The sequence below is a fragment of the Ectopseudomonas composti genome, from assembly GCF_900115475.1.
In the GTDB taxonomy this organism is placed as follows: domain Bacteria; phylum Pseudomonadota; class Gammaproteobacteria; order Pseudomonadales; family Pseudomonadaceae; genus Aquipseudomonas; species Aquipseudomonas composti.
The window spans coordinates 397,161-420,169 of the sequence record NZ_FOWP01000002.1; the positions used below are offsets into that span (position 1 = coordinate 397,161).

Annotated in this window: 3 protein-coding genes; all 3 read left to right on the plus strand. The window is 66.5% G+C overall.

Annotation, left to right across the window (positions count from 1 at the left end; all coding sequences use genetic code 11):
* Positions 1 to 59 precede the first annotated feature (59 nt).
* The 3 genes from BM059_RS05485 to BM059_RS05495 are packed head-to-tail and all read left to right on the plus strand — an operon-like array spanning position 60 to position 22,917.
* A complete protein-coding gene (locus BM059_RS05485; RefSeq protein ID WP_074937283.1) occupies positions 60 to 12,860 on the plus strand; it encodes a non-ribosomal peptide synthetase in 12,801 nt (4,266 codons plus the stop codon).
* Positions 12,860 to 21,952 (plus strand): non-ribosomal peptide synthetase, encoded by a 9,093-nt coding sequence (locus BM059_RS05490; protein ID WP_074937286.1) that lies wholly within the window; start codon positions 12,860 to 12,862, stop codon positions 21,950 to 21,952. Before BM059_RS05485 ends, BM059_RS05490 begins: the two co-directional genes overlap by 1 nt.
* On the plus strand, positions 21,949 to 22,917 hold the full coding sequence (locus tag BM059_RS05495; RefSeq protein WP_074937290.1) for an alpha/beta hydrolase: 969 nt from the start codon (positions 21,949 to 21,951) through the stop codon (positions 22,915 to 22,917). Before BM059_RS05490 ends, BM059_RS05495 begins: the two co-directional genes overlap by 4 nt.
* The last annotated feature ends 92 nt before the right edge of the window (positions 22,918 to 23,009 follow it).

Below are 23,009 nucleotides of genomic sequence, written 5' to 3' on the forward strand. Positions count from 1 at the left end.
CCGATTTCCCCATTTCACGCGACGGGTGCAGAGCACCCTTCGCGATTCAAGGTGATGCCATGAATGATCGTTACGATGCTGCCGCCAATCTGGTCGAGGCGCTTGTCCTGCGTGCTGCTGAAACACCGCGTGATATTGCCCTGCGTTTCATCGCCGAAGGGGTGGACGAGGTACTGACCTATCGTGCACTGGATGAGCGAGCGCGTGACCTGGCCGTCTGGCTGCTGCAGCATGGCCAGCCGGGTGACCGCGCCGTCTTGCTGCTGCACAGCAGTACGGAATACGTGGTGTCCTTTTTTGCCTGCCTGTATGCCGGCATCATCGCTGTACCGGCTTATCCGCCCGAGTCGGTACGACCGCAGCATCTGACGCGTCTGCAGGCCATTCTTGGCGATGCCGAAGCGAGTCTGGTGCTTACCGATTCCAGCCTGCTGGAAGTCCTGCGTCCGGCCTGTCAGGTTGCCGGCCGTGTAGTGCCGCACCTGATCGCCGTTGACCGCACGCCGGCCGGCCTGGGGCTGGCCTGGCGCATGCCGGAGTTGAGCGATACGCATATCGCCTTCCTGCAATACACCTCGGGTTCCACCTCGACACCCAAGGGCGTGCAGGTAAGCCATGGCAACCTGCTGGCCAACGAGCGGTTGATCCGCCATGGCCTGGGTATCGGTGCCGATGACGTGATGGTCAGCTGGCTGCCACTGTTTCATGACATGGGGCTGATCGGTGGGTTGCTGCAGCCGATCTATAGCGGCATTCCCTGCGTGCTGATGTCGCCGCGCTACTTCCTCGAACGTCCGCGCCGCTGGCTGGAGGCGATCTCCCGTTACGGTGGCACGGTCAGCGGCGGCCCGGATTTCGCCTACCGGCTGTGCTGTGAACGCATCAGCGAAACGGCCATGGAGGGGCTCGATCTGAGTCGCTGGCGCCTGGCGTTCTCCGGCTCCGAACCGATCCGTCCGGACACCCTGGAGCGCTTCGCAGCCACCTTCGCGCGGGTTGGGTTCGATGCCGATGCGCTCTATGCCTCCTACGGCCTCGCCGAGGCGACGCTGTTCGTTGCCGGTGGCCAGCGCGGCAAAGGCATCGGTTTGCTGGAGGTGGATCCGACGGCGCTGGCCGGTAACCTGGGGCGCCCCGGACGCGGCACCTTGCTGGTCAGTTGCGGGCATTTGCAGCCCGAGCATGAGGTGCAACTGGTCGATCCGCACAGCGGCGCATCGTTGGGCCCTGGGCAGGTTGGCGAGATCTGGAGCAGTGGCCCCAGCGTTGCGTTGGGCTACTGGCGCAACCCCGAGGCCAGTGCACGGGCCTTCGTCGAGCGCGATGGTCGTACCTGGCTGCGTACCGGCGACCTGGGCTTCCTGCACAACGATGAGCTGTACGTCACCGGGCGGCTCAAGGACATGATCATCGTGCGGGGCCAGAACCTCTACCCACAGGATCTGGAGCGCTGCGTCGAAGAGGACGTGGACGTGGTGCGCAAGGGCCGCGTTTCTGCATTCGCCGTGGAGCACAACGGTCGCGAGGGGATCGGTATCGCCGCCGAGATTGGCCGCAGCGTGCGCAAGTTGATACCGGCAGCGGCGCTGATCAAGGCCATCTCGGCGGCCGTGGCCGACAGCTTCCAGGAAGCGCCGCTGCTGGTGGCGCTGCTTGAACCGGGCGCGTTGCCGAAAACCTCCAGCGGCAAGCTGCAGCGCTCTGCATGTCGCCAGCAATTGGCCGACGGCACCCTGGCGGCTTACGCGGTGCAGCGTGCCGGGCAACTGCTGGAAGGTGACCAGGTGAGCACTGCTCGGCTGAGCGAGGCGGAGCAGGCCATGGCCGCCCTCTGGTGCGAGGTGCTGCAGGTGGAGGCGGTCGAACGTGACGACCACTTCTTCGTTCTCGGGGGCGATTCGGTGCGGGCGACCCAGTTGCTGGCACGCCTGCGTGAGCGTCATGGCCGGGCAGTAGAGCCGCGCCTGCTGTTCGAGGCGCCGGTGCTGGGCGCCTTCGTAGCTGCGCTGGCCAGCCATGTGGCAGACGCACCGGTCGCCGCCGAAGTGCCCTGTCTGGATCGCCATGGCCCGTTGCCGCTGTCGCCGGCCCAGCGCCGTCTTTGGTTCCTCTGGAAGCTCGAGCCGCACAGCCCGCTGTACCACATCGCCGGTGGCCTGACGTTGCGCGGTGAGCTGAATGTCGACGCCGTGCAACAGGCATTCGTCGATCTGCAACTGCGTCACGAGACGCTGCGCAGTCGTTTCGTCGAGGAGGGCGATGGCGAGGTGCGCCTGCACCTGGCCGATGTCGCGCCGGTGCCGTTCAGCCAGATCGATCTGAGTGGCCAGCCGAGCATGGCCGAAACCGATGCGCAGCAGTTCGCCGGCGAACCCTTCGATCTGGCCAGCGGCCCGTTGCTGCGCCTGCGTCTGCAGCGCCTGGGCGAAGGCCGTCAGACGCTGCTGTTGTGTGTGCACCACATCATCGCCGATGGCGCCTCGCTGAACCTGCTGCTGGAGGAGTTCGCAGCGTCCTATGCGGCGCGTCTGCAAGGTCAGGCCGCGCAGCTGCCGCAACTGAGCCATCAGTACGTCGATATCGCCGCCGCTCAACAGCAGAGGCTGGACAGCGGGGCGAGTGCACGCCTGCTGCAGTGGTGGCGTGCACGCTTGGGTGAAGAGCATCCGCCGCTGGAGCTGCCTTACGCTCTGAATGAGGCCGCAGGGCCGGGCGGGCGACGTGCTGCGTTTATCGAGCAGCGTCTTGAGGGTGACCTGAGCAACGAGTTACGTCGCCTCGCCCAGCAGCACGGTGTGACCCTCGCCATGTTGCTGCTGGCGGCGTTCAACCTGTTGTTGCAACGCTTTACCGGTCAGCAGGATCTGCGCATCGGTCTTACCCAGGCCGGGCGTGAGCAGCTCGCCAGCGAGCGCCTGGTGGGGTTCTTCGTCAATCTGCTGGTGCTGCGTCATGACCTGTCGGCCAATCCGAGCCTGAGCGCACTGTTGGGCCAGGTGCGCGATGGGTTGCTGGATGCTCAGGCGCATCAGGATCTGCCGTTCGAACAACTGGTGCAGGCGTTGCAGCCAGAGCGCGGCCACGGCCGCCATCCGCTGTGTCAGGTGGCGTTCGACCATCAGGTGCGAGGGGAGGTGGCGTTGCAGGGGCTGAACGTGGAAGGCCTGCGTCAGATCGATCTGGAAACCCCCTTCGACCTGGTGTTGCGTGTGCGCGAGAGTCGGGCAGGTATCGAACTGAGTTTCTGTTATGCCGCCGAACGCTATTGCGCTATCGGCATGACACGCATGGCCGAGCAGTTCTTCGCGCTGCTGCGGGCTCTGCCGATACAGCCGGCGGACACGCCGCTGGAGACGCGTGCCTGGCTTGACGAAGCGCTGTGGCACCGTGCGGTACCCGCCAGCGTCGACGCGTTCGAACCTCTGGCGGCGCGCATCGCCGCCCAGGCTGCCGCCCAGCCCGAGGTCATCGCCGTGCTGGATGAGCAGCGCAGCCTGAGCTTCGCCGAGCTGGATACACGTGCCAACCGTCTGGCTCAGGCGTTGGTGGCGGCGGGTGTCGGCCCCGAGGCGCGGGTTGGTGTGGCTCTGCCGCGCGGCGTGGACATTCCACTGGCTCTGCTGGCCGTGATGAAGGCCGGCGGCGCCTATGTGCCGCTGGATGTGGATCATCCGCGCGAGCGCCTGGCCTGGCTGATCGAGGATGCCGGCATCGGCTGGTTGATCAGTCAGTCCACGCTGGCCGAGAAGCTGCCGCTTGGCGATTCGCTGCAGCGCCTGGATCTCGACCGTTTCGATGATGCCGCCTGGCCGGCGCAATGCCCGACTTCCCACGTTCATCCGGCCAATCTGGCCTACCTGATCTACACCTCCGGCTCCACTGGCCAACCCAAGGGCGTTGCCGTAGCGCATGGCGAGATCGCCGCACACTGTCGCGCCATTGGTGAGCGATATGCGATGCAGCCGAGCGACCGCGAGCTGATTTTCATGTCGTTCGCCTTCGACGGTGCCCATGAGCGTTGGCTCACCGCGCTGAGCCACGGCGCCAGTCTGCTGATTCGCGGTGCTGCGCTGTGGACGCCGGAGCAGACCCTTGAGCGCCTCAAACAGCATCAGGTGACGGTTGCCGCCTTCCCGCCGGCCTTCCTGCAGCAATTGGCCGAGCAGGCGGCGCGCCTCGGCCATGCGCCGAGCATGCGCATCTACTGCTTCGGTGGTGACGCGGTGCCGGAAGCAGCATTCGAACTGGCGCGGCGCAGCCTCAAGGCGGAACACCTGATCAATGGTTATGGGCCGACCGAAACCGTGGTCACGCCCCTGTTGTGGAAGGCTGATGCGGCCAGCCGTTGTGGCGCCGCTTACGCGCCCATCGGCGAGGCCGTGGGTGCTCGCGATCTGTACGTGCTCGACGAGCATCTGCAGCCGCTGCCGCGCGGTGTGGCCGGTGAGCTGTACATCGGCGGTGAGCTGCTGGCGCGTGGTTATCATCAACGTCCCGGCATGACCGCCGAGCGTTTCGTCGCCGACCCCTTCGGCATGGCGGGTGGCCGTCTCTACCGTACCGGCGACCGTGTGCGATGGCGTGAAGATGGCGCATTCGATTACCTCGGGCGCGTCGATCAGCAAGTCAAAATTCGCGGCTTCCGCATCGAGCCGGGCGAGATCGAAGCACGCTTGCGCATGCTCGATGGGGTCAGCGAAGCGGCGGTGATCTGTCGCGATGGCGCAGCGGGGCGCCGGCTGGTGGCCTACGTGGCGCCACTGCAGGCGACCGAGGCGCTGAAGGCGGCGCTGCGCGAGCAACTGCCCGAGTACATGGTGCCCACGCAGATCATCGCGCTGGCGCAGCTGCCGCTGAACGTCAATGGCAAGATCGACCGCAAGGCCCTGCCCGACGTGGCAGAGGTTAATGACAATTACACTGCGCCGCGCGAGGGTCTGGAAAGCCAGCTCGCCGGCCTCTGGGCCGAGCTGCTCGAGCTGCCGCAAGTCGGCCGCGAGGATGACTTCTTCGAGCTCGGTGGCCATTCGCTGCTGGCGACCCGGCTGGTCTCGCGGATACGCCAACGTCTCGCCATCGAATGTCCGTTGCCGATGATCTTCGAGGCCTCGCGACTGGATGCCTTCGCTGCCCGCGTGGCGGCGCTCGCTGCCCCCGACAGCCGCCCGCCACTGCGTAGCGTGCCGCGTGATGGCGCACTGGCGCTGTCCCCGGCGCAGGCGCGCCTGTGGTTCTTCTGGCAGATGGAGCCGCACAGCGCCGCCTACAACGTCCCCGGTGCCCTGCGCCTGCGCGGCGCGCTGGACGAGGTCGCGCTGCGCCAGGCATTCGCTGCGCTGATGGCGCGTCACGAGACCCTGTGCACCACCTTCGACGAGCGTGACGGCGAGCCGTGCCAGATCATCCATGCGCGGATGGAACTGCCCATGGTGCGTCTGGATCTGTCCGCCCACGGTGATGCCGAGGCTCAGGCCCATCGCCTGGCTGAAGAGGAGGCCGGACGCCCGTTCGACCTGCGCGACGGCCCGCTGCTACGCCTGACGCTACTGCGTCTGGGCGCAGAGGATCATGTGCTGCTGCTGACCCTGCACCATATCGTCTCCGATGGCTGGTCGATCCGTGTGCTGATGGATGAGTTCGCTGCGCTGTACAGTGCAGCGCTGGCGGGCAATCAGGCCACGTTGCCGGCGCTGCCGGTGCAGTACGCCGACTACGCCCAGTGGCAACGCAGCCTGCTCGCCGGTGGCGAGGGCGAGCGACAGTTGGCCTGGTGGGTGCAGCGACTGGGACGGGACAATCCGCGTCTCGATCTGGCATGTGATCGCCCGCGTCCGGCGCAACAGAGCTACCGTGGCGGCAGTCTCGGCTTCGAGCTGGACGCGGCGCTGAGCGACCGCCTGAGAGCATTGGCGCGTAGCCAGGACGTCACTCTGTTCATGTTGTTGCTGGGCGCTTATGGCGTCTTGCTGCGCAGTTGCAGCGGTCAGAGCGATCTGCGTATCGCGGTGCCGGTCGCCAACCGCCAGCAACTGGAAACCGAAGGGCTGATCGGCTTCTTCGTCAACACCCTGGTCTATCCCTGCCAGGTCGACGCGCAGGCTTCCTTCAGCGATCTGCTGGCCGCGCTCAAGCCGCTGGCGCTGGGTGCCCAGGCGCATCAGGACGTGCCTTTCGAGCAATTGGTCGAGGCGCTGCAACCGGAGCGTAGCCTGGCCTGGAACCCGCTGGCGCAGGTCAAGTTCAACTTCGGTTTCGACGTCAGCCGTCTGCCGGATGCCGGCCCGCTGAAGCTGCAGCTGTTCAGCGAACAGCAGTACGGTGCGCGTTTCGATCTGGCCCTGGATATGGCTGAGGCCAGCGAGGATGGCCATCTGCGTGGCAGCTTCGTCTTCGCCCAGGATCTGTTCGATGCCAGCACGGTGGCGCGCATCGTCGCCACCTTCACCTGGCAACTGGAACAACTCTGTGCCCGGCCATTCGAGCCACTCAAGCAACTGCCACTGGCTCCAGCCGAACTGCGTTCGGAGCTGGCCGGCGAGCGCCGTCCATGGCCGGCTGCCGATGTGCTGAAACTGTTCAACCGGCAGTGCGCGGCACGTCCGGACGAAATGGCGGTCGAGGCCTGGGATGGCCAATACCGCTATGCCGAGCTGGACGCTGCGGCCAATCGTTTGGCCAACGCCTTGCGCGCCCAGGGTATTGGTGCGGGTGAGCGCGTCGCGCTATGCCAGGCGCGCGGTGCGCGCTGGCTGCTGATGCTGCTGGGGGTACTGAAGTCAGGTGCTGCCTACGTGGCGCTCGACCCGGCATTGCCGAGCGCGCGTCTGCAGCAACTGCTGGCCGAGAGTGGCGCGCGCTGCGTGCTGGTGAGCGAGCGCGAAACCGCTGCGCTCTTCCCAGGGCAGGCATTCCAGGTCGAGGCCAGCGGGCCGCTGGACTGTGCGGCGCAGACGCCTGCCGTGGTCATCGATCCGACCAGCCCGGCCTATGTGATCTTCACCTCCGGCTCCAGTGGTCAGCCCAAAGGCGTGGTGGTCAGCTACGGCGCCCTGGCCAACTACGTGCAGGGCGTGCTGACCCGCTTGGACAGCCGGCCCGGTGAGGGCTGGGCGATGGTGTCGTCGGTGGCGGCGGATCTCGGCCATACCAGCCTGTTCGGTGCGCTGTGCAGTGGCGGGCGACTGTGCCTGGCCAGTGCCGAGGAGGTGGCCGACGCCGAGCGTTTCGCCGCCTTCATCCAGGCGCGTGCGGTGGCCGTGCTGAAGATCGTGCCCAGTCATCTCAGTGGTCTGCTGGCTGCTGCGCCACAACCGGCCGAGGTATTGCCGTCGCGCCTGCTGGTGCTTGGTGGCGAAGCCAGCGGCGCGCCGCTGTTGGGCCGGTTGCGTGAGTTGGCGGCTGATCTGCGTGTGGTCAATCACTATGGCCCGAGCGAAACCACGGTGGGCGTGCTGACCCATGAATGGCGCCTCGGTGATGCCCTGCCGCAAGGCAATCTGGCCATCGGCCGGGCGCTGCCCAATATCCGCGTGCGGGTGGTCGACGAGCAACTCGTCAGTCTGCCGCTTGGCGTGCCGGGTGAGTTGCTGATTGCCGGTGCCGGCCTGGCCGATGGCTATCTCGGCCAGCCGCAACTGACGGCGGAGCGTTTCATCCTGCTCGAGGGTGAGCGTTATTACCGCAGTGGCGACCGCGTGCGCCTGCGCGCCGATGGTGAGATCGAATTCCTCGGTCGCCTCGACGAGCAGGTAAAGATCCGCGGTTATCGGGTGGAGCCGGCCGAGCTGGCGCAGGTGCTCAAGCGGCTGCCAGGTGTATTCGATGCCGTGGTGCTGGCCGAGCGCGAAGGCGATGGCCCGATGCGCCTGCTGGCCTGGTGCTTGGCTGAAGGAGAGGCCGAAGCGTTGCGCCAGGCGCTGGCCGCCCAGGTGCCGGACTATCTGCTGCCGGCGCACCTGATGCTGCTGCCAGCCTTGCCGGTGACGGCCAATGGCAAGGTCGATCGCCAGGCCCTGCCGCGCCCGGATGTGGCTGCCAAACCGCGTGAAGACGCGCTGCTGAGCGAGCTGGAAAGCCAGTTGGCGGCGATCTGGCAGGCGGTGCTCAAGGTCGAACGGGTAGGCGCCGAAGACAACTTCTTCGAGCTGGGTGGCGACTCCATCCTCAGCCTGCAGATCATTGCGCGGATCCGCAAACTGGGCTTCAAGCTCAGTCCCAAGCAGTTGTTCGAGCGGCAGACCGTGCGCCAACTGGCGCAGTGGCTGCAAACACGTGAGGTGCCGGCAGTTGCCGCGGCGCCTGCCATCATCAACGCATCGCTCGACAGCGGTGCGCCGCTGGCCCCGGTGCAGGCGCGCTTCTTCGAGCGTGTACCGGCTGCGCTGCGTAACCACTGGAACCAGGCGATCCTGCTGGAGGCCAGCGAGCCGCTGGATCTCACCGCGCTGGAGCGTGCGCTGCATGCCTTGCTGCAATGCCACCCGGCGTTGCGCCTGCGTCTGGATGGTGAGCAGGCGCGTCTGCGTATCGCGGAGATGGGCGCACTCGACCTGACGCTGCTCTGGCGCCGCCATGCGGCTGATCGGCAGACGCTCGAGCGCCTGTGCGACGAAGCCCAGCGCAGCCTGGATCTGCGTCACGGCCCGTTGCTGCGCGCGATGCATGTCAGTCTGGACGAGGGCGGTGAGCGTCTGTTGCTGGTGATCCATCACCTGGCGGTGGATGGCGTCTCCTGGCGGGTGTTGCTGGACGATCTGCACGCTGCCTATCGCGCCATCCGTGCCGGTCAGCCTGCCGCATTGCCGGCTGAAGGCGACTCCCATGCCGTCTGGGCTGACCGCCAGCAGGCGTTTGCGAAGAGCCCGGCACTGGCTGCCGAACTGTCGTACTGGCTGGCGCAACTGGCCGATGCTCCGGCGATTCCTCAGGCCGACAGCCATGCAGCGGTCACCTGGCGCGAGGCACGGCAGCGCCATGTTGCTCTGGACGCTGACGCCACCGCCGAACTGCTTGGCCCGGTGCTGGCGGCGCAACGTCTGCGCATCAATGACCTGCTGCTGACGGCGGTTGGCCGCGCCCTGTGCCACTGGACGGGGAGCGAGGAGGCCTTGCTGGAAGTGGAGGGCCATGGTCGCGATGCCTTCGATGAGGGCGAACCGCTGGAGCTGTCGCGTACCGTTGGCTGGTTCACCAGCCTTTATCCGCTGCGCCTGCGCCCGACTGGCGAACCGGGGACGGCACTGCGCGCGGTCAAGGAAAGCATCCGTGGTGTGCCGCGTGCCGGTATCGGCTATGGCGTGTTGCGCTACCTGAGCGACCACACCCAGGTATTGAAAGCAGCGGGGCAGGCCCGCGTTACCTTCAACTACCTGGGGCAGTTCGACCAGCAATTCACCGGTGATTCCGTACTGCGCCCGGCCAGCGAGTCGGCTGGCCATAGCCAGCCGGAGAATGCTCCGCTGGGCAACTGGCTGGTGATCAATGGCCGCATCCTGGGCGGACGTCTGGGGTTGGAACTGACCTACAGCCAGGCCATGTTCCCGGCCGAGGCGATCGATGCCCTGGTGCAGGGGTTGGAGCAGGCGCTGCATGAGCTGCTGGCCCATGTGCGCATCGCCACGCCGCGTCTGTCACCGAGCGACGTGCCGTTGGCGGGCGTGGATCAGGCGACGCTGGACAGCCTCGATCTGCCGGTGGGTGAGCTGGACGATCTCTATCCGTTGTCGCCCATGCAGCAGGGGCTGTTGTTCCATGCGCTCGACGTGCCGGGCTCCGGTCTTTACGTCAACCAGCTGCGAGTCGACCTGGATGGCATGGAGGCGCCGCGCTTCATCGCCGCGTGGCGGCAGGTTGTGGCGCGTCATGCCGTGCTGCGCAGCGGCTTCCTGCTTACCGAAGCGGGTGTGCCATTGCAGTTCGTGCTGCGTCATGCCGAGCTGCCGGTGCGTGAGCGCGACTGGCGCTCACGGGCTGCCGAGCCCGAAGCCCTGGATGCACTGGCTGCAGCCGAACGGGCCGAAGGCTTCGACCTCGCTGTGCCGCCGCTGCAACGCCTGACCCTGGTGCGCCTGGGTGAGCGCCGTTACCACTTGCTGTGGACCTGCCACCACCTGATCGCCGACGGCTGGAGTAGCGCTCGGCAAGTGGGCGAGGTGCTGGCGCTCTACCGGGGGGAAACACTGCCGGCGCAGCCTGGCCAATACCGCGACTACATCGCCTGGCTGCAGGCTCAGGATGCTGCCGCTGGCGAGCGCTTCTGGCGCGAGCGCCTGGCCGCGTTCGACGAGCCGACCCTGCTGGCCGGTGCGCTGGGGCAGGCCGCCGCAGAGCCTGCACGTGAAGTGCATGGCCGCTTGAGCGTCGAGCTGACGCAGAGGTTGCAGCAGTTTGCCCAGGCCCAGCGTGTGACCCTCAACACCCTGCTGCAGGGGGCCTGGCTGCTGCTTCTGCAGCGTTACACCGGGCAGGCACGGCCCTGCTTCGGCGCCACCGTCGCCGGGCGTCCTTCTGAGTTGCCGAACGCGGAAAGTCTGCTCGGGCTGTTCATCAATACCTTGCCGATTGCCCATGAGATCCAGCCGCACTGGGCCGTTGGCGACTGGCTGCGCGACTTGCAGGCACTCAACCTGCACGCCCGCGAGTTCGAGCACAGCCCGTTGCACGACATTCAGCGCTGGGCCGGCAAGCCGGGGCAGGCACTGTTCGACAGCATCCTGGTGTTCGAGAACTTCCCCATGGACAGCGTGCTTGCCGGCGGCGGTGACAGCCTGCGCGTACTCGACCAGCGCCCGGTCGAGAGCACCCATTTCGCCCTGGCCCTGGTGGCCAGCGCTGGCGAGTGTCTGGATATCCGTTACGCCTACCGTGCCGACCGCCTGGCGCCCAGCCAGGTAGAGCAATTACGTGAGCACTTCGAGCGTCTGCTGCTGGCCCTGGCCGAGGGTGCCGAGCGCTGTCTGGGGGATCTGCCGATGCTGGCAAACGCAGAACGCGAGCAACTGCTAGGTGGCTGGAACACCACCGAGGCGGCGTTCCCCGCTGACGTGCAACTGCAAACCCTGCTGCAACAGCAGGCCACGCAAACCCCGGACGCCTTGGCGCTGCAATTCGGCGCGCAGCGCCTGAGCTATCGCGAGTTGCACCAGCGCGCCAACCAGCTGGCACGCTGGCTGCGCGCGCAAGGTGTGGGCCCGGATGTGTTGGTGGGCGTGGCGGCCGAGCGCAGCGTCGAGCTGGTGGTGGCCTTGCTGGCCATCGTCAAGGCCGGCGGTGCCTATGTGCCGATGGATCCGGATTATCCACATGACCGTCTGCAGCACATGCTGGACGACAGCGGTGTGACGCTGCTGCTGACCCAGGCGCATCTGCGTGATGCGCTGCCAGTCTCGAACGCTCGTACGTTCTGCCTGGACGTGGACTGGTCAGAAGTGGAGGGGCTGGAAGGGAGTGATCTGCCGATCCAGGGCACGCCGGACAACCTGGCCTACCTGATCTACACCTCCGGCTCGACCGGCAAGCCCAAGGGTGCCGGCAATAGCCACCAGGCGCTGATCAACCGCCTGCACTGGATGCAGAAAGAGTACGGCCTGACGCCCGCTGATCGCGTGCTGCAAAAGACCCCGTTCAGCTTCGACGTGTCGGTGTGGGAGTTCTTCTGGCCGCTGCTGACCGGCGCGGCGCTGGTGGTGGCCGAGCCAGGGGCGCACCGTGACCCGCTGGCCCTGCGCCAGGTGATCAATGAGGGCGAGGTCAGCGTACTGCACTTCGTGCCCTCGATGCTGCAGGCCTTCGTTGCCTCCGGCGAGTTGGAGCACTGCCCGTCACTCAAGCAGGTGATGTGCAGTGGCGAGGCACTGCCCTACGAGCTGCAACAGCAGTTCCGCCAGCGTCATGCAGCCAAGCTGCACAACCTCTATGGCCCCACCGAAGCGGCCATCGACGTCAGCTACTGGGCCTGCGACGAGGAGAACGAGCGGCACATCGTGCCCATCGGCCGGCCCATCGACAACCTGCGCCTGTACATCCTCGACACCTGGCTGGAGCCGGTGCCGCAAGGCGTCGCGGGCGAGCTGTACATCGGCGGTGTTGGTCTGGCGCGGGGTTATCACGCGCGGCCTGGGCTGACTGCCGAGCGCTTCGTCGCCGATCCCTTTGCTGGTTTATATGGTCAGGCGGGCCAGCGCCTGTATCGCACCGGTGACCTGGCGCGCTGGCGCGCGGACGGTGCCATCGAATACGTCGGCCGTATCGACCATCAGGTGAAGATCCGTGGCCTGCGCATCGAGCTGGGCGAGATCGAAGCGCGTCTGCAGGCGCAGCCGCAGGTGGAAGAAGCGGTGGTGGTCGCGCACGACACGCCGCAGGGCAAGCAACTGGTGGGCTACGCCGTGGCCGCTTGCGACGGTGAGGCGCTGCGCCAGGCGCTGGCCGAGCAGTTGCCGGAGTTCATGGTGCCGGCGCGCATCCTGGTACTGGATACCATGCCGCTGTCACCGAACGGCAAGCTGGATCGCAAGGCCTTGCCGGCGCCGGAGTTCGGTACTTCGGCTGTGGGTTACGTGGCACCACGCAATGATCTGGAGCGTGAGCTGGCGGCGATTTGGGCGCAGGTGCTGCAGGTCGAGCGGGTCGGTATCCACGACGACTTCTTCGAGCTGGGCGGGCATTCGCTGTTGCTGACTCAGGTCGGCATGACCCTGCGCAATCGCCTGGGCGTGACGCTGCCGCTGCACGCGTTGTTCGAGTTGAGTTCCATCCAGGCATTGGCCAGCCACCTGCAGGCGCAACGTGATAGCGCGCCCTCGCAAGAGGCCGAGCTGGAGCTGATGGACGAATTGCTGGGCGAGCTGGAGAACCTCTGATGACCATGCTGGATGCACAACTGCGCACCGTTGCCGAACGCCTGGCGGCGCTCCCTGAAGAAAAGCAGCTGACCTTTCTGCAACAACTGCGGGAGAAGGGCGTGAGCCTGGAGCGCCTGCCGATCACGCGTCAGCCCTGTGAGCGTGCGCCCCTGTCGCCGGCGCAGAGCCGCTTGTGGTTCCTCTGGCAGATGGAGCCGCACAGCGCGGCCTACAACATTCCGGCGGCCTTGCGCCTGCGCGGCACGCTGGATACAGAGGCACTGCGCCAGGCTTTCGAGGCATTGGTGGCGCGCCACGAGACTTTGCGTACGCTGTTTCGTGAAGAAGGTGGCGAGCCATTGCAGGTGATCCTGCCAACGCTGCCTCTGGCCATGCTGGAGGAAGATCTTTCCTCTCTGCCGTCAGATCGGCGTGAGGACGCCGCACATGAGCGCCTGGAACAGTTGGCGCGGCAGTCTTTCGATCTCGCCAATGGTCCGTTGCTGCGCCTGCACTTGCTGCGATTGAGCGATAGCGAGCACCTGCTGCTGCTGAACCTGCACCATATCGTCTCCGATGGCTGGTCGATGGGCGTGCTGATCGATGAGTTCGCCAGCCTCTATGGCGCCTGCGTCACAGGTCATGAAGCCAGCCTGCCGCCGCTGCCGATTCAGTACGCCGACCATGGTCGCTGGCAGTGGTTGTGGATGGCGGCGGGGGAGGAGCAGCGTCAGCTCGATTACTGGACGCAACGCATCGGCGATCCGTCGCTGCTGCTGAGCCTGCCCAGCGACCGACCGCGACCGCCAGAGCAGAGTTACCGTGGCGCCACGCTGGACTTTCAACTGCCCACGGCGTGGGTGAGCGAGCTGCGCAGCCTGGCGCGTGGCCAGGGTGCAAGCCTGTTCATGGTGCTGCTGGCGGCATTCGAGGTCTTGCTGGTGCGCTACAGCGGCCAGCGCGAGCTGCGTATCGGCGTGCCGGTGGCCAACCGTGGCCGGGCTGAGTGCGAGCGCCTGGTGGGCTTTTTCGTCAACACTCAGGTGCTGTGCGGCGAGGTCGAGGAGCAGGCTTCCTTCGTCGAGCTGCTCGGCGCGGTACGCCAGGCCGTATTGGAGGCACAGGCCCATCAGGAACTGCCCTTCGAGCGCTTGGTGGAAGCCCTGCAACCCGAGCGTAGCCTGAGCCACAACCCGCTGTTTCAGGTGGCCTGCAACCATTTGCCCAGCGCGCAGGATGCCTTGGGCGAGTTGCCCGCTGCCGATGGTGGGGCACTGACGATGGAATCTCTGCAACTGGCGACCGGCATCGCCAAGTTCGATCTGATGCTGCAGACCGAGGAGAACCGTGAGGGCGCGGTGCGCGGGCAGTTCGCCTATGCCAGTGATCTGTTCGAGGCGGCCACCATCGAGCGTCTGTGCGGTCACTTCCTCAATCTGCTGAAGGCATTGGCGACCGACCCGCAATGCCCGGTGGGGCGTCTGCCGATGTTGGCAGGCGCAGAGCGCGAGCAACTGCTCGATGGCTGGAACGCCACCGAGGCGGCGTTCCCCGCTGACGTGCAACTGCAAACCCTACTGCAACAGCAGGCTGCGAAAACCCCGGACGCTCTGGCGCTGCAGTTTGGCGCGCAGCGCCTGAGCTATCGCGAGCTGCACCAGCGCGCCAACCAGCTGGCACGCTGGCTGCGCGCGCAATGCGTGGGTCCGGACGTGCTGGTGGGTGTGGCGGCCGAGCGCAGCATCGAGCTGGTGGTGGCCTTGCTGGCCATCGTCAAGGCCGGTGGCGCCTACGTGCCGATGGATCCGGATTACCCGCATGACCGCCTGCAGCACATGCTGGACGACAGCGGTGTGACGCTGCTGCTGACCCAGGCGCATCTGCGTGATGCGCTGCCAGCCTCGAACGCCCGTACGTTCTGCCTGGACAGCGACTGGCCAGAAGTGGAAGGGTTGGAGGGGAGCGATCTGCCCGTTCAGGGTACACCGGACAACCTAGCCTACCTGATCTACACCTCCGGCTCGACCGGCAAGCCCAAGGGCGCCGGCAACAGCCATCAGGCGTTGATCAACCGCCTGCACTGGATGCAGAAGGAATACGCGCTGACGCCGGCTGATCGTGTGCTGCAAAAGACCCCGTTCAGCTTCGACGTGTCGGTGTGGGAGTTCTTCTGGCCGCTGCTGACCGGCGCGGCGCTGGTGGTGGCCGAGCCAGGCGCGCACCGCGATCCGCTGGCGTTGCGCCAGGTGATCAACCAGGGCGACGTCAGCGTGCTGCACTTCGTGCCGTCGATGCTGCAGGCCTTCGTTGCCTCCGGCGAACTGGAGCACTGCCCGTCACTCAAGCAGGTGATGTGCAGCGGCGAGGCGCTGCCCTACGAGCTGCAACAGCAGTTCCGCCAGCGCCACGCCGCCAAACTGCACAACCTCTACGGCCCTACCGAAGCTGCCATCGATGTCAGCTACTGGGCGTGTTACGAGGAGAACGAGCGGCACATCGTGCCCATCGGCCGGCCCATCGACAACCTGCGCCTGTACATCCTCGACACCTGGCTGGAGCCGGTGCCGCAGGGCGTGGCGGGCGAGCTGTATATCGGCGGTGTCGGCCTGGCGCGGGGATATCACGCGCGTCCGGGGCTGACTGCCGAGCGCTTCGTCGCCGATCCCTTTGGCGAAGGTGGGCGGCTGTACCGCACTGGCGACTTGGCTCGCTGGCGGGCGGACGGCGCCATCGAGTACGTCGGGCGGATCGACCATCAGGTGAAGATCCGCGGTCTGCGCATCGAACTGGGCGAGATCGAAGCGCGTCTGCAGGCGCACCCGCAGGTGGAGGAAGCCGTGGTGGTGGCGCGTGACACACCGCAGGGCAAGCAACTGGTGGGCTATGCCGTGGCCGGTTGCGACAGCGAGGTGCTGCGCCAGGCGCTGGCCGAGCAGTTGCCGGAGTTCATGGTGCCGGCGCGCATCCTGGTGCTGGATGCCATGCCGTTGTCACCGAATGGCAAGCTGGATCGCAAGGCCCTGCCGGAGCCGGACTTCAGCGTCGTTCAGGCCGATTATCAGGCGCCAGAAACAGCGCATGAGCGACTGCTGGCCGAAATCTGGCAAAGCGTGCTGGGCGTGGCCCAGGTCGGTCGTGAGGACAATTTCTTCGAGCTGGGCGGTGACTCCATTGTCTCCATTCAGGTGGTCAGCCGTGCCCGTCAGGCCGGTTTACAGCTGACCCCCAAGGACATGTTCCAGCACCAGAGCCTGCGTGCCCTGGCGGCCGTTGTTCGTGAGGCCGTAAGCGAGCCCGAGCAGGGGCCGGAGCAGGGCGAGACGCCATTGCTGCCGATCCAGCGCCTGTTCTTCGCCACGCCTATGCCGCAGCGTGCGCACTGGAACCAGGCCGTGCTGCTGCATTGCCGCGAGACGCTGGACGCGCAGCGTATGGCCAAGACCCTGGCGGCGCTGCAGGCCCATCACGATGCCCTGCGCTTGCGCTTCGCTGCCGATGGTAGCCATGCCGTGCACGCCGAACAGGTGGCTGCCGACGTGCTCTGGCTGCGCGAAGCGGCCGATGTCAGCGAGTTGGAGGGCCATTGCGCCGCCGCGCAGCGCAGCCTCGACCTGGAGCACGGCCCGCTGCTGCGCGCCATGCTGGTGAACATGGCCGACGGCAGCCAGCGCTTGCTGTTGGTCGTCCATCACCTGGTGATCGACGGCGTGTCCTGGCGCGCGCTGCTGGAGGATCTGCAGGCGCATTACGACGGCCAGCCCCTGCCGCCGCGCAGTAGCTCGTTCAAACGCTGGGCGCAACGTCTGGTCGATCTGGCTGCCAGCCCCGAGCTGGGCGCCGAGCAGGATTACTGGCGGGCCCAGCTCGAAGCCCAGGCACCGAGCCTGCCCGGTGCCCGCACCGATGCCAGCCTGGCTGAGCGCCATGCTCGAACCCTGCGTCTGGAGCTGGACGAAGGCGAAACCCGCGCCCTGCTGCAACAGGCGCCAGCGGCCTACCGCACCCAGGTCAACGACCTGCTGCTGACTGCGCTGGCCCGCGCTTTGTGTGCCTGGAGCGGGCAGGGCAGTGCCGCCGTACTGCTGGAAGGCCATGGCCGCGAAACGCTGTTCGACGATATCGATCTGAGCCGTACCCTGGGCTGGTTCACCAGTCTCTACCCGCTGCGCCTGCAGGCTGACGGCGAGCCGGGTGCGGCGATCAAGGAGGTCAAGGAACAACTGCGTGCGGTGCCGCGTGGTGGGCTTGGCTATGGTCTGTTGCGTCATCTTGGTCAGGGCCTGGACGGACTGCATGAGCCACGGGTGACCTTCAACTACCTGGGCCAGTTCGATGCCAGCTTCGCCAGCGATGCCCTGTTGCGTCTGGCCAGTGAAAGCGCCGGGGCGAATCGCGACGGCGCCGCGCCGCTGGGGAACTGGCTGAGCATCGATGGCCAGGTGCTCGATGCGCGCCTGGGCCTGCGCTTTACCTTCAGCAGCGAGATGTTCGACGAGGCGCCGGTCATGCAACTGGCGCAGCGTTACCTGACCGAGCTGCGCGCCCTGATCACCCATTGCCTGACACCTGGCGCGGGCGGCGTGACGCCGGCGGACTTCCCCCTGGCCGGTCTCGATCAGGCGCAGCTCGATACCCTCGACCTGCTGGCCGCCGCCATCGAAGATATCTACCCGCTGTCGCCGATGCAGCAGGGCATGTTGTTCCATGCCCTCGACAATCCGGGCTCCGGGCTCTACGTGAACCAGATCAGCGTGGCGGTCGAGGCGCTAGATCCGGCACGTTTGCAGGCGGCCTGGGCGCAGGTGGTAGCGCGCCACGAAACGCTGCGCAGCGGGTTTCTCTGGCAGGGCGGGCTACGCCAGCCCTTGCAGGTGGTGCAGCGTCAGGTGCCGACCGAGGTGCGGGTGATCGAGGGCGAGACAGATGTCATCGCCTTCGCCGAGCGAGACCGCGCTGAAGGCTTCGATCTGGCCCGACCGCCGCTGCAGCGCATGAGCCTGCTGGCTCTGGGCGAGGGGCGCTGGCAACTGGTGTGGACCATGCACCACCTGGTCACCGATGGCTGGAGCGGCGCGCAACTGATCAAGGAGGTGCTGCAGGTCTATGCCGGTGAATGTCTGCCTGCGCCCGTCGCACGCTACGCCGACTACATCGCCTGGCTGCAGCATCAGGATGGCGACGCTGCCGAAGCGTTCTGGCGGCAGCGCCTGACCGGGCTGGACGAACCCTGTTTGCTGGCCGACAGCCTGTCGCGCCCCGCTGAAGGCAGTGGCCATGGCGTGACCTACAGTCATTACGACGCGGGGGCAACCGAGCGCCTGCGAGCCTTTGCCCGGCAGCAGCGCGTTACCCTCAACACCCTGTTGCAGGGCGCCTGGTTGCTGCTGTTGCAGCGCTACACCGGCAAGCAGCGGGTCACCTTCGGCGCCACCGTCGCCGGACGACCCACCAGCCTGGCTGGCGCCGAGACGCTGCTGGGGCTGTTCATCAACACCCTGCCGGTGGTGCAGGCGCCAGCAGCGGATGCGGGGCTCGGTGACTGGCTGCGAGCACTCCAGGCGTACAACCTGGAGGTGCGCGAATACGAGCACACGCCGCTGTATGACATCCAGCGCTGGGCGGGTCATGGTGGCCAGGCGCTGTTCGACAGCATCATCGTGTTCGAGAACTACCCGGTGGACGAGGCGCTGCGGCGCGGTGGCGGCGACGGGCCGCGTTTCGGCGAGCTGGCGTCCAAGGACGTGACCAGCGTGCCGATGGACCTGGCCGTGCGCCTGGGCGAGGGAATGGAGATCGAATACCAGTACCTGCGCAGCCATTTTCATGTGGACGCGGTACTGCGTATCCGCGCCAACTTCGAGCAGATTCTCGCCGCCATGCTGCAGGGGGGCGAGCAGCGCCTCGGCGATATCGATTGCCTGAGCACGCTCGAACACGAGGCGCATCATCGTCTGCACGGTCAGGCATCGTTGCCGACGGCATTCGAGCCGGTGCACCTGGCTGTCACTCGACACAACCGCGAGCGGCCGCAGGATTGTGTGCTGATCGACGAGACCGTCAGCCTCGACCGTCAGCGTCTGGAACTGGACTCCAACCGCCTGGCCCAGCGTCTGACTGCGTTCGGCGTCGGCCCCGAAGTGCGCGTGGGCGTGGCCTTGCCGCGTGGTGTCGAGTTGCCGCTGGCGTTGCTCGCCGTGCTCAAGGCGGGGGGCGCCTACGTGCCGTTGGACGCCGATTACCCGCGCGAGCGCCTGGCGTTCCAGATGCAGGACGCTGGCATCACCTTGCTGCTGACCGACAGCCGCCTGCGTGAGCGCCTGCCCGTACCCGACGGCGTGGTGTGCCTGGAGCTGGACAGGCTCGATCTATCCGCAGAGCCCTGCGAGCTGCCCCAGGTAACCGTGCATCCCGGCAATCTGGCGTATCTGATCTACACCTCGGGTTCCACCGGCCAGCCCAAGGGCGTGGCCGTGGCGCACGGGCAGATCGCCGCGCATTGCCGCGCCATCGGCGAGCGCTACGCCATGACGGCGCAGGATCGCGAACTGATTTTCATGTCGTTCGCCTTCGATGGCGCCCATGAACGCTGGCTTACCACCCTCAGCCATGGCGGCAGTCTGTTGATCCGTGGGGAGGCGCTATGGAGCGCTGAGCAGACCCTGACGCAACTGCGCGAACATCGGGTCACGGTCGCGGCCTTCCCGCCGGCTTACCTGTTGCAACTGGCCGATCAGGCCGCGCAGCTTGGCCATGTGCCGAGCATGCGCATCTATTGCTTCGGTGGTGATGCGGTGCCTGAAGCCGCCTTCGAGCTGGCGCGCCGTACCCTCAAGGCCGAGTACCTGATCAACGGCTATGGGCCGACCGAAACCGTGGTCACACCGCTGCTGTGGAAGGCCGATGCGAGCACCCGTTGCCAGGCAGCCTATGCCCCCATCGGCCAGGCGGTCGGTGCGCGCCGGCTGTACATCCTCGACCCGCAGCTACGCCCGGTGCCGCTGGGCGTAGCTGGCGAGCTGTATATCGGTGGTGACTTGCTGGCGCGTGGTTATCACCAGCGGCCGGGGCTGACCGCTGAACGTTTTGTCGCCGATCCCTTCGGCGAGCCAAGTTCGCGTTTATATCGCAGTGGCGATCTGGTGCGCGGGCGCGCCGATGGCGTCGTCGAGTACGTGGGGCGTATCGACCATCAGGTGAAGATCCGTGGTTTCCGCATCGAACTGGGCGAGATCGAGGCGCGCCTGCAGGCGCATGCACAGGTGCGTGAAGCCGTGGTGGTGGCGCGCGAGGGGGGCAGCGGCAAGCAACTGATCGGCTACGTGGTCGGTGAGGTCGAGGGCGACGCGTTGCGCAGCTACCTGCGGGCGCAGCTGCCGGACTATATGGTGCCGGCGCAGATTCTCAGGCTCGAGCGCATGCCGCTGTCACCGGCTGGCAAGATCGACCGCAAGGCGCTGCCGGAGCCGAGTTGGCAGGGCGCGGGTTATGTGGCACCGCGTAATGATGCCGAGCGCATCCTGGCCGAGATATGGGCGCAGGTACTGCAGGTCGAGCAGGTCGGTATTCACGACAATTTCTTCGACCTGGGCGGCGATTCGATTCTCAGCCTGCAGGTGGTGTCGCGTGCACGTCAGGCCGAGGGGCTCGGCCTGGAGCTGCGTTTGCGCGACCTGTTGCAGTACCAGAGCATCGCCGCCTTGCTGGAGCGTCCGCAGCAGGTCAGCGAGCCTACTCAGACACTGGTGACGGACATGGCCGAGGACGAAGAACACTTCGCCCTGCTGCCGATCCAGCAGTGGCTGTTCGACCAGCATCTGCCCGAGCCCGACCATTTCAACCAGGCCTTGCTGTTGGCTTGCCATCGACCGCTGGACGCGCGCCTGCTGGAGCAGGCGCTGCGTTTGCTGCTGGCCGAGCATGGCAGCCTGCGCCTGGCCTTCGCCAGGGGGGAGGGTGGGCAGTGGCGGCAGCGTTATTGCCAGCTCGACGAACTGGGGCTGGAGGCCGACCCGCTGCTCTGGCATCGACAACCGGACGATGCTGCCGAGGCGCTGACACTGGCCAACCGTGCACAGCGCAGCCTCGACATCGGCCAGGGTCGCTTGCTGCGGGCGGTCTACAGCGAGTTGGCCGATGGCAGCCGCCGCCTGTTGCTGGTGATCCAGCACCTGGGGGTGGACGGCGTGTCCTGGCGGGTATTGCTGGAGGATCTGCAGCGGCTTTATGTGGCGCTGCAGCGCGGCGAAGTGCCGAGTCTGCCGCCGGCCTCCTGCAGTTATCGTCAGTGGGCGCACAGCTTGACGGCTTACGCCAGTCAGCCAAGCCTGCGCGAGGAGCTGCCGTACTGGCTGCAGCAGACTGCCAGCGAGGGGCTGGGCGAGCCGCCGCGTGACAACCCTCGCGGCCGGGCTCAGGTGGCGCTGCGTGAACAGATCAGCCTGCGCCTGGATCGAGCCGCTACCACGCGCCTGCTCAAAGTCGCGCCGCAAGCCTATCGCACGCAGATCAACGACCTGCTGCTGGCCGCACTCGGCCGCGCCCTGTGTGGCTGGAGCGAGCAGCGTGCGGTGCTGGTCGGGCTGGAAGGGCACGGCCGTGAGGATCTGTTCGACGGCCTCGACCACAGCCGCACCCTGGGCTGGTTCACCAGCCTGTTCCCCGTGCGCCTGGAGGCTGGCGAGGGCGATTACAGCCAGGCCATCACGGCGCTGCGCCAACGCCTGCGCACGGTGCCGAACAAGGGCATCGGCTACGGCGTGCTGCGCTACCTGGCCGATGGCGAGACGCGCAGCAGGTTGGCAGCACGGGCGCAGCCGCGAGTGACCTTCAACTACCTGGGCCAGCTCGACCAGAATGGCGATGGCGACGCCTTGTTCAGCCTGCTCGATGAGCGGCCCGGTGATGCCTATGCCGCGAGTGCGCCGCTGAACAACTGGCTGGAAATCGTCGGTCAGGTGCACGACGGCGAACTGGCGCTGCGTTGCCTGTTCAGCCGGCGGGTGTTCCGTCCCACCAGCATCGAACGCTTCATGGCGCTATACGAGGCGGAACTGCTGGCAGTCATCGATCATTGTTGCGCGCAAACCGCGCAGGAGGCGTTCGCGCTATGAATGTTGCCCTTTCTACTGCCCCTGGCGAGCTGCACGCGGAAATCGCCGCCTATCTCGATATGGTCGACGAGGGTCGGCGGGCAGGGCGGCCGGCACCGCACGAACTGCCGGTGGCACAAGCGCGTATCGAGTTTGAGGTGGCTTCGCGCAGCCTGCCGCCATTCGCTCCGGCCTGTACCGTGGAGCAGATTTCGTTGCCGGTGCGACACGGTCAACTGGCCGCACGGCTTTACCGGCCGGTGCTGGCCAATGCGACGTTGCCAGTGCTGATCTACCTGCACGGTGGCGGGTATTGCATCGGCAGCCTGGACTCGCACGATGCGGTCTGTCGGCAACTGACCGTCAGCGCGCAGTGCGCGGTGTTGGCGCTGGACTATCGACTGGCGCCAGAGCATCCCTTTCCTGCGGCCCTGGAGGATGTGCGCGATACCTGGAACTGGCTGCAAGAAGGCGGTTTGGCGCTGGGGCTGGATCCGGCACGAGTGGCCTTGGGAGGGGACAGCGCCGGTGCGACCCTGGCCAGCGTGATTTGCGCTGAACTGGCTGCCACGCAGGGGGCCAAGCCTTGTGCGCAACTGCTGTTCTATCCGGCGGTGGACGCCCGACAAGCCAGCGAATCCCACGAGTTGTTCGCTGAAGGCTATCTGCTGGAAAGCGCGACACTTGCCTGGTTCTACCAACACTACGTGCCACAGCCGGCGCAGCGTTGTGACTGGCGCTGTTCGCCGTTGCTGGCGGAGGGGCAATTGCGTGGCAGTGCGCCGGCGCTGCTGCTGATCGCCGAGTTCGACCCGTTGCTGGATGAGGGCTTGGCCTATGCCAAGCACCTGCGCGAGCAGGGTGTGGTCGTAGAGAGCCGACTATGCCGTGGCATGACCCATGATTTCCTGCGTATGGCCGGGCTGGTACCGGAGGTGCTGGAGTACTACGCACAGACGGCAGCGTTTCTGCGGCGCTGCTGGTAGGGCCTATCGATCAACGAGAAGCGGGAGCACATGGCGCGCCCGCGGGCATCAGGCACAACGCCTTCCCGTAGGGAACGCTGCGCGCACCAGCT

Excerpts from the sequence above, each read along its gene's own strand:
- BM059_RS05485 (WP_074937283.1), top strand. The coding sequence starts at position 60 with ATGAATGATCGTTACGATGCTGCCGCCAATCTGGTCGAGGCGCTTGTC.
- BM059_RS05490 (WP_074937286.1), top strand. The coding sequence starts at position 12,860 with ATGACCATGCTGGATGCACAACTGCGCACCGTTGCCGAACGCCTGGCG.
- BM059_RS05495 (WP_074937290.1), top strand. The coding sequence starts at position 21,949 with ATGAATGTTGCCCTTTCTACTGCCCCTGGCGAGCTGCACGCGGAAATC.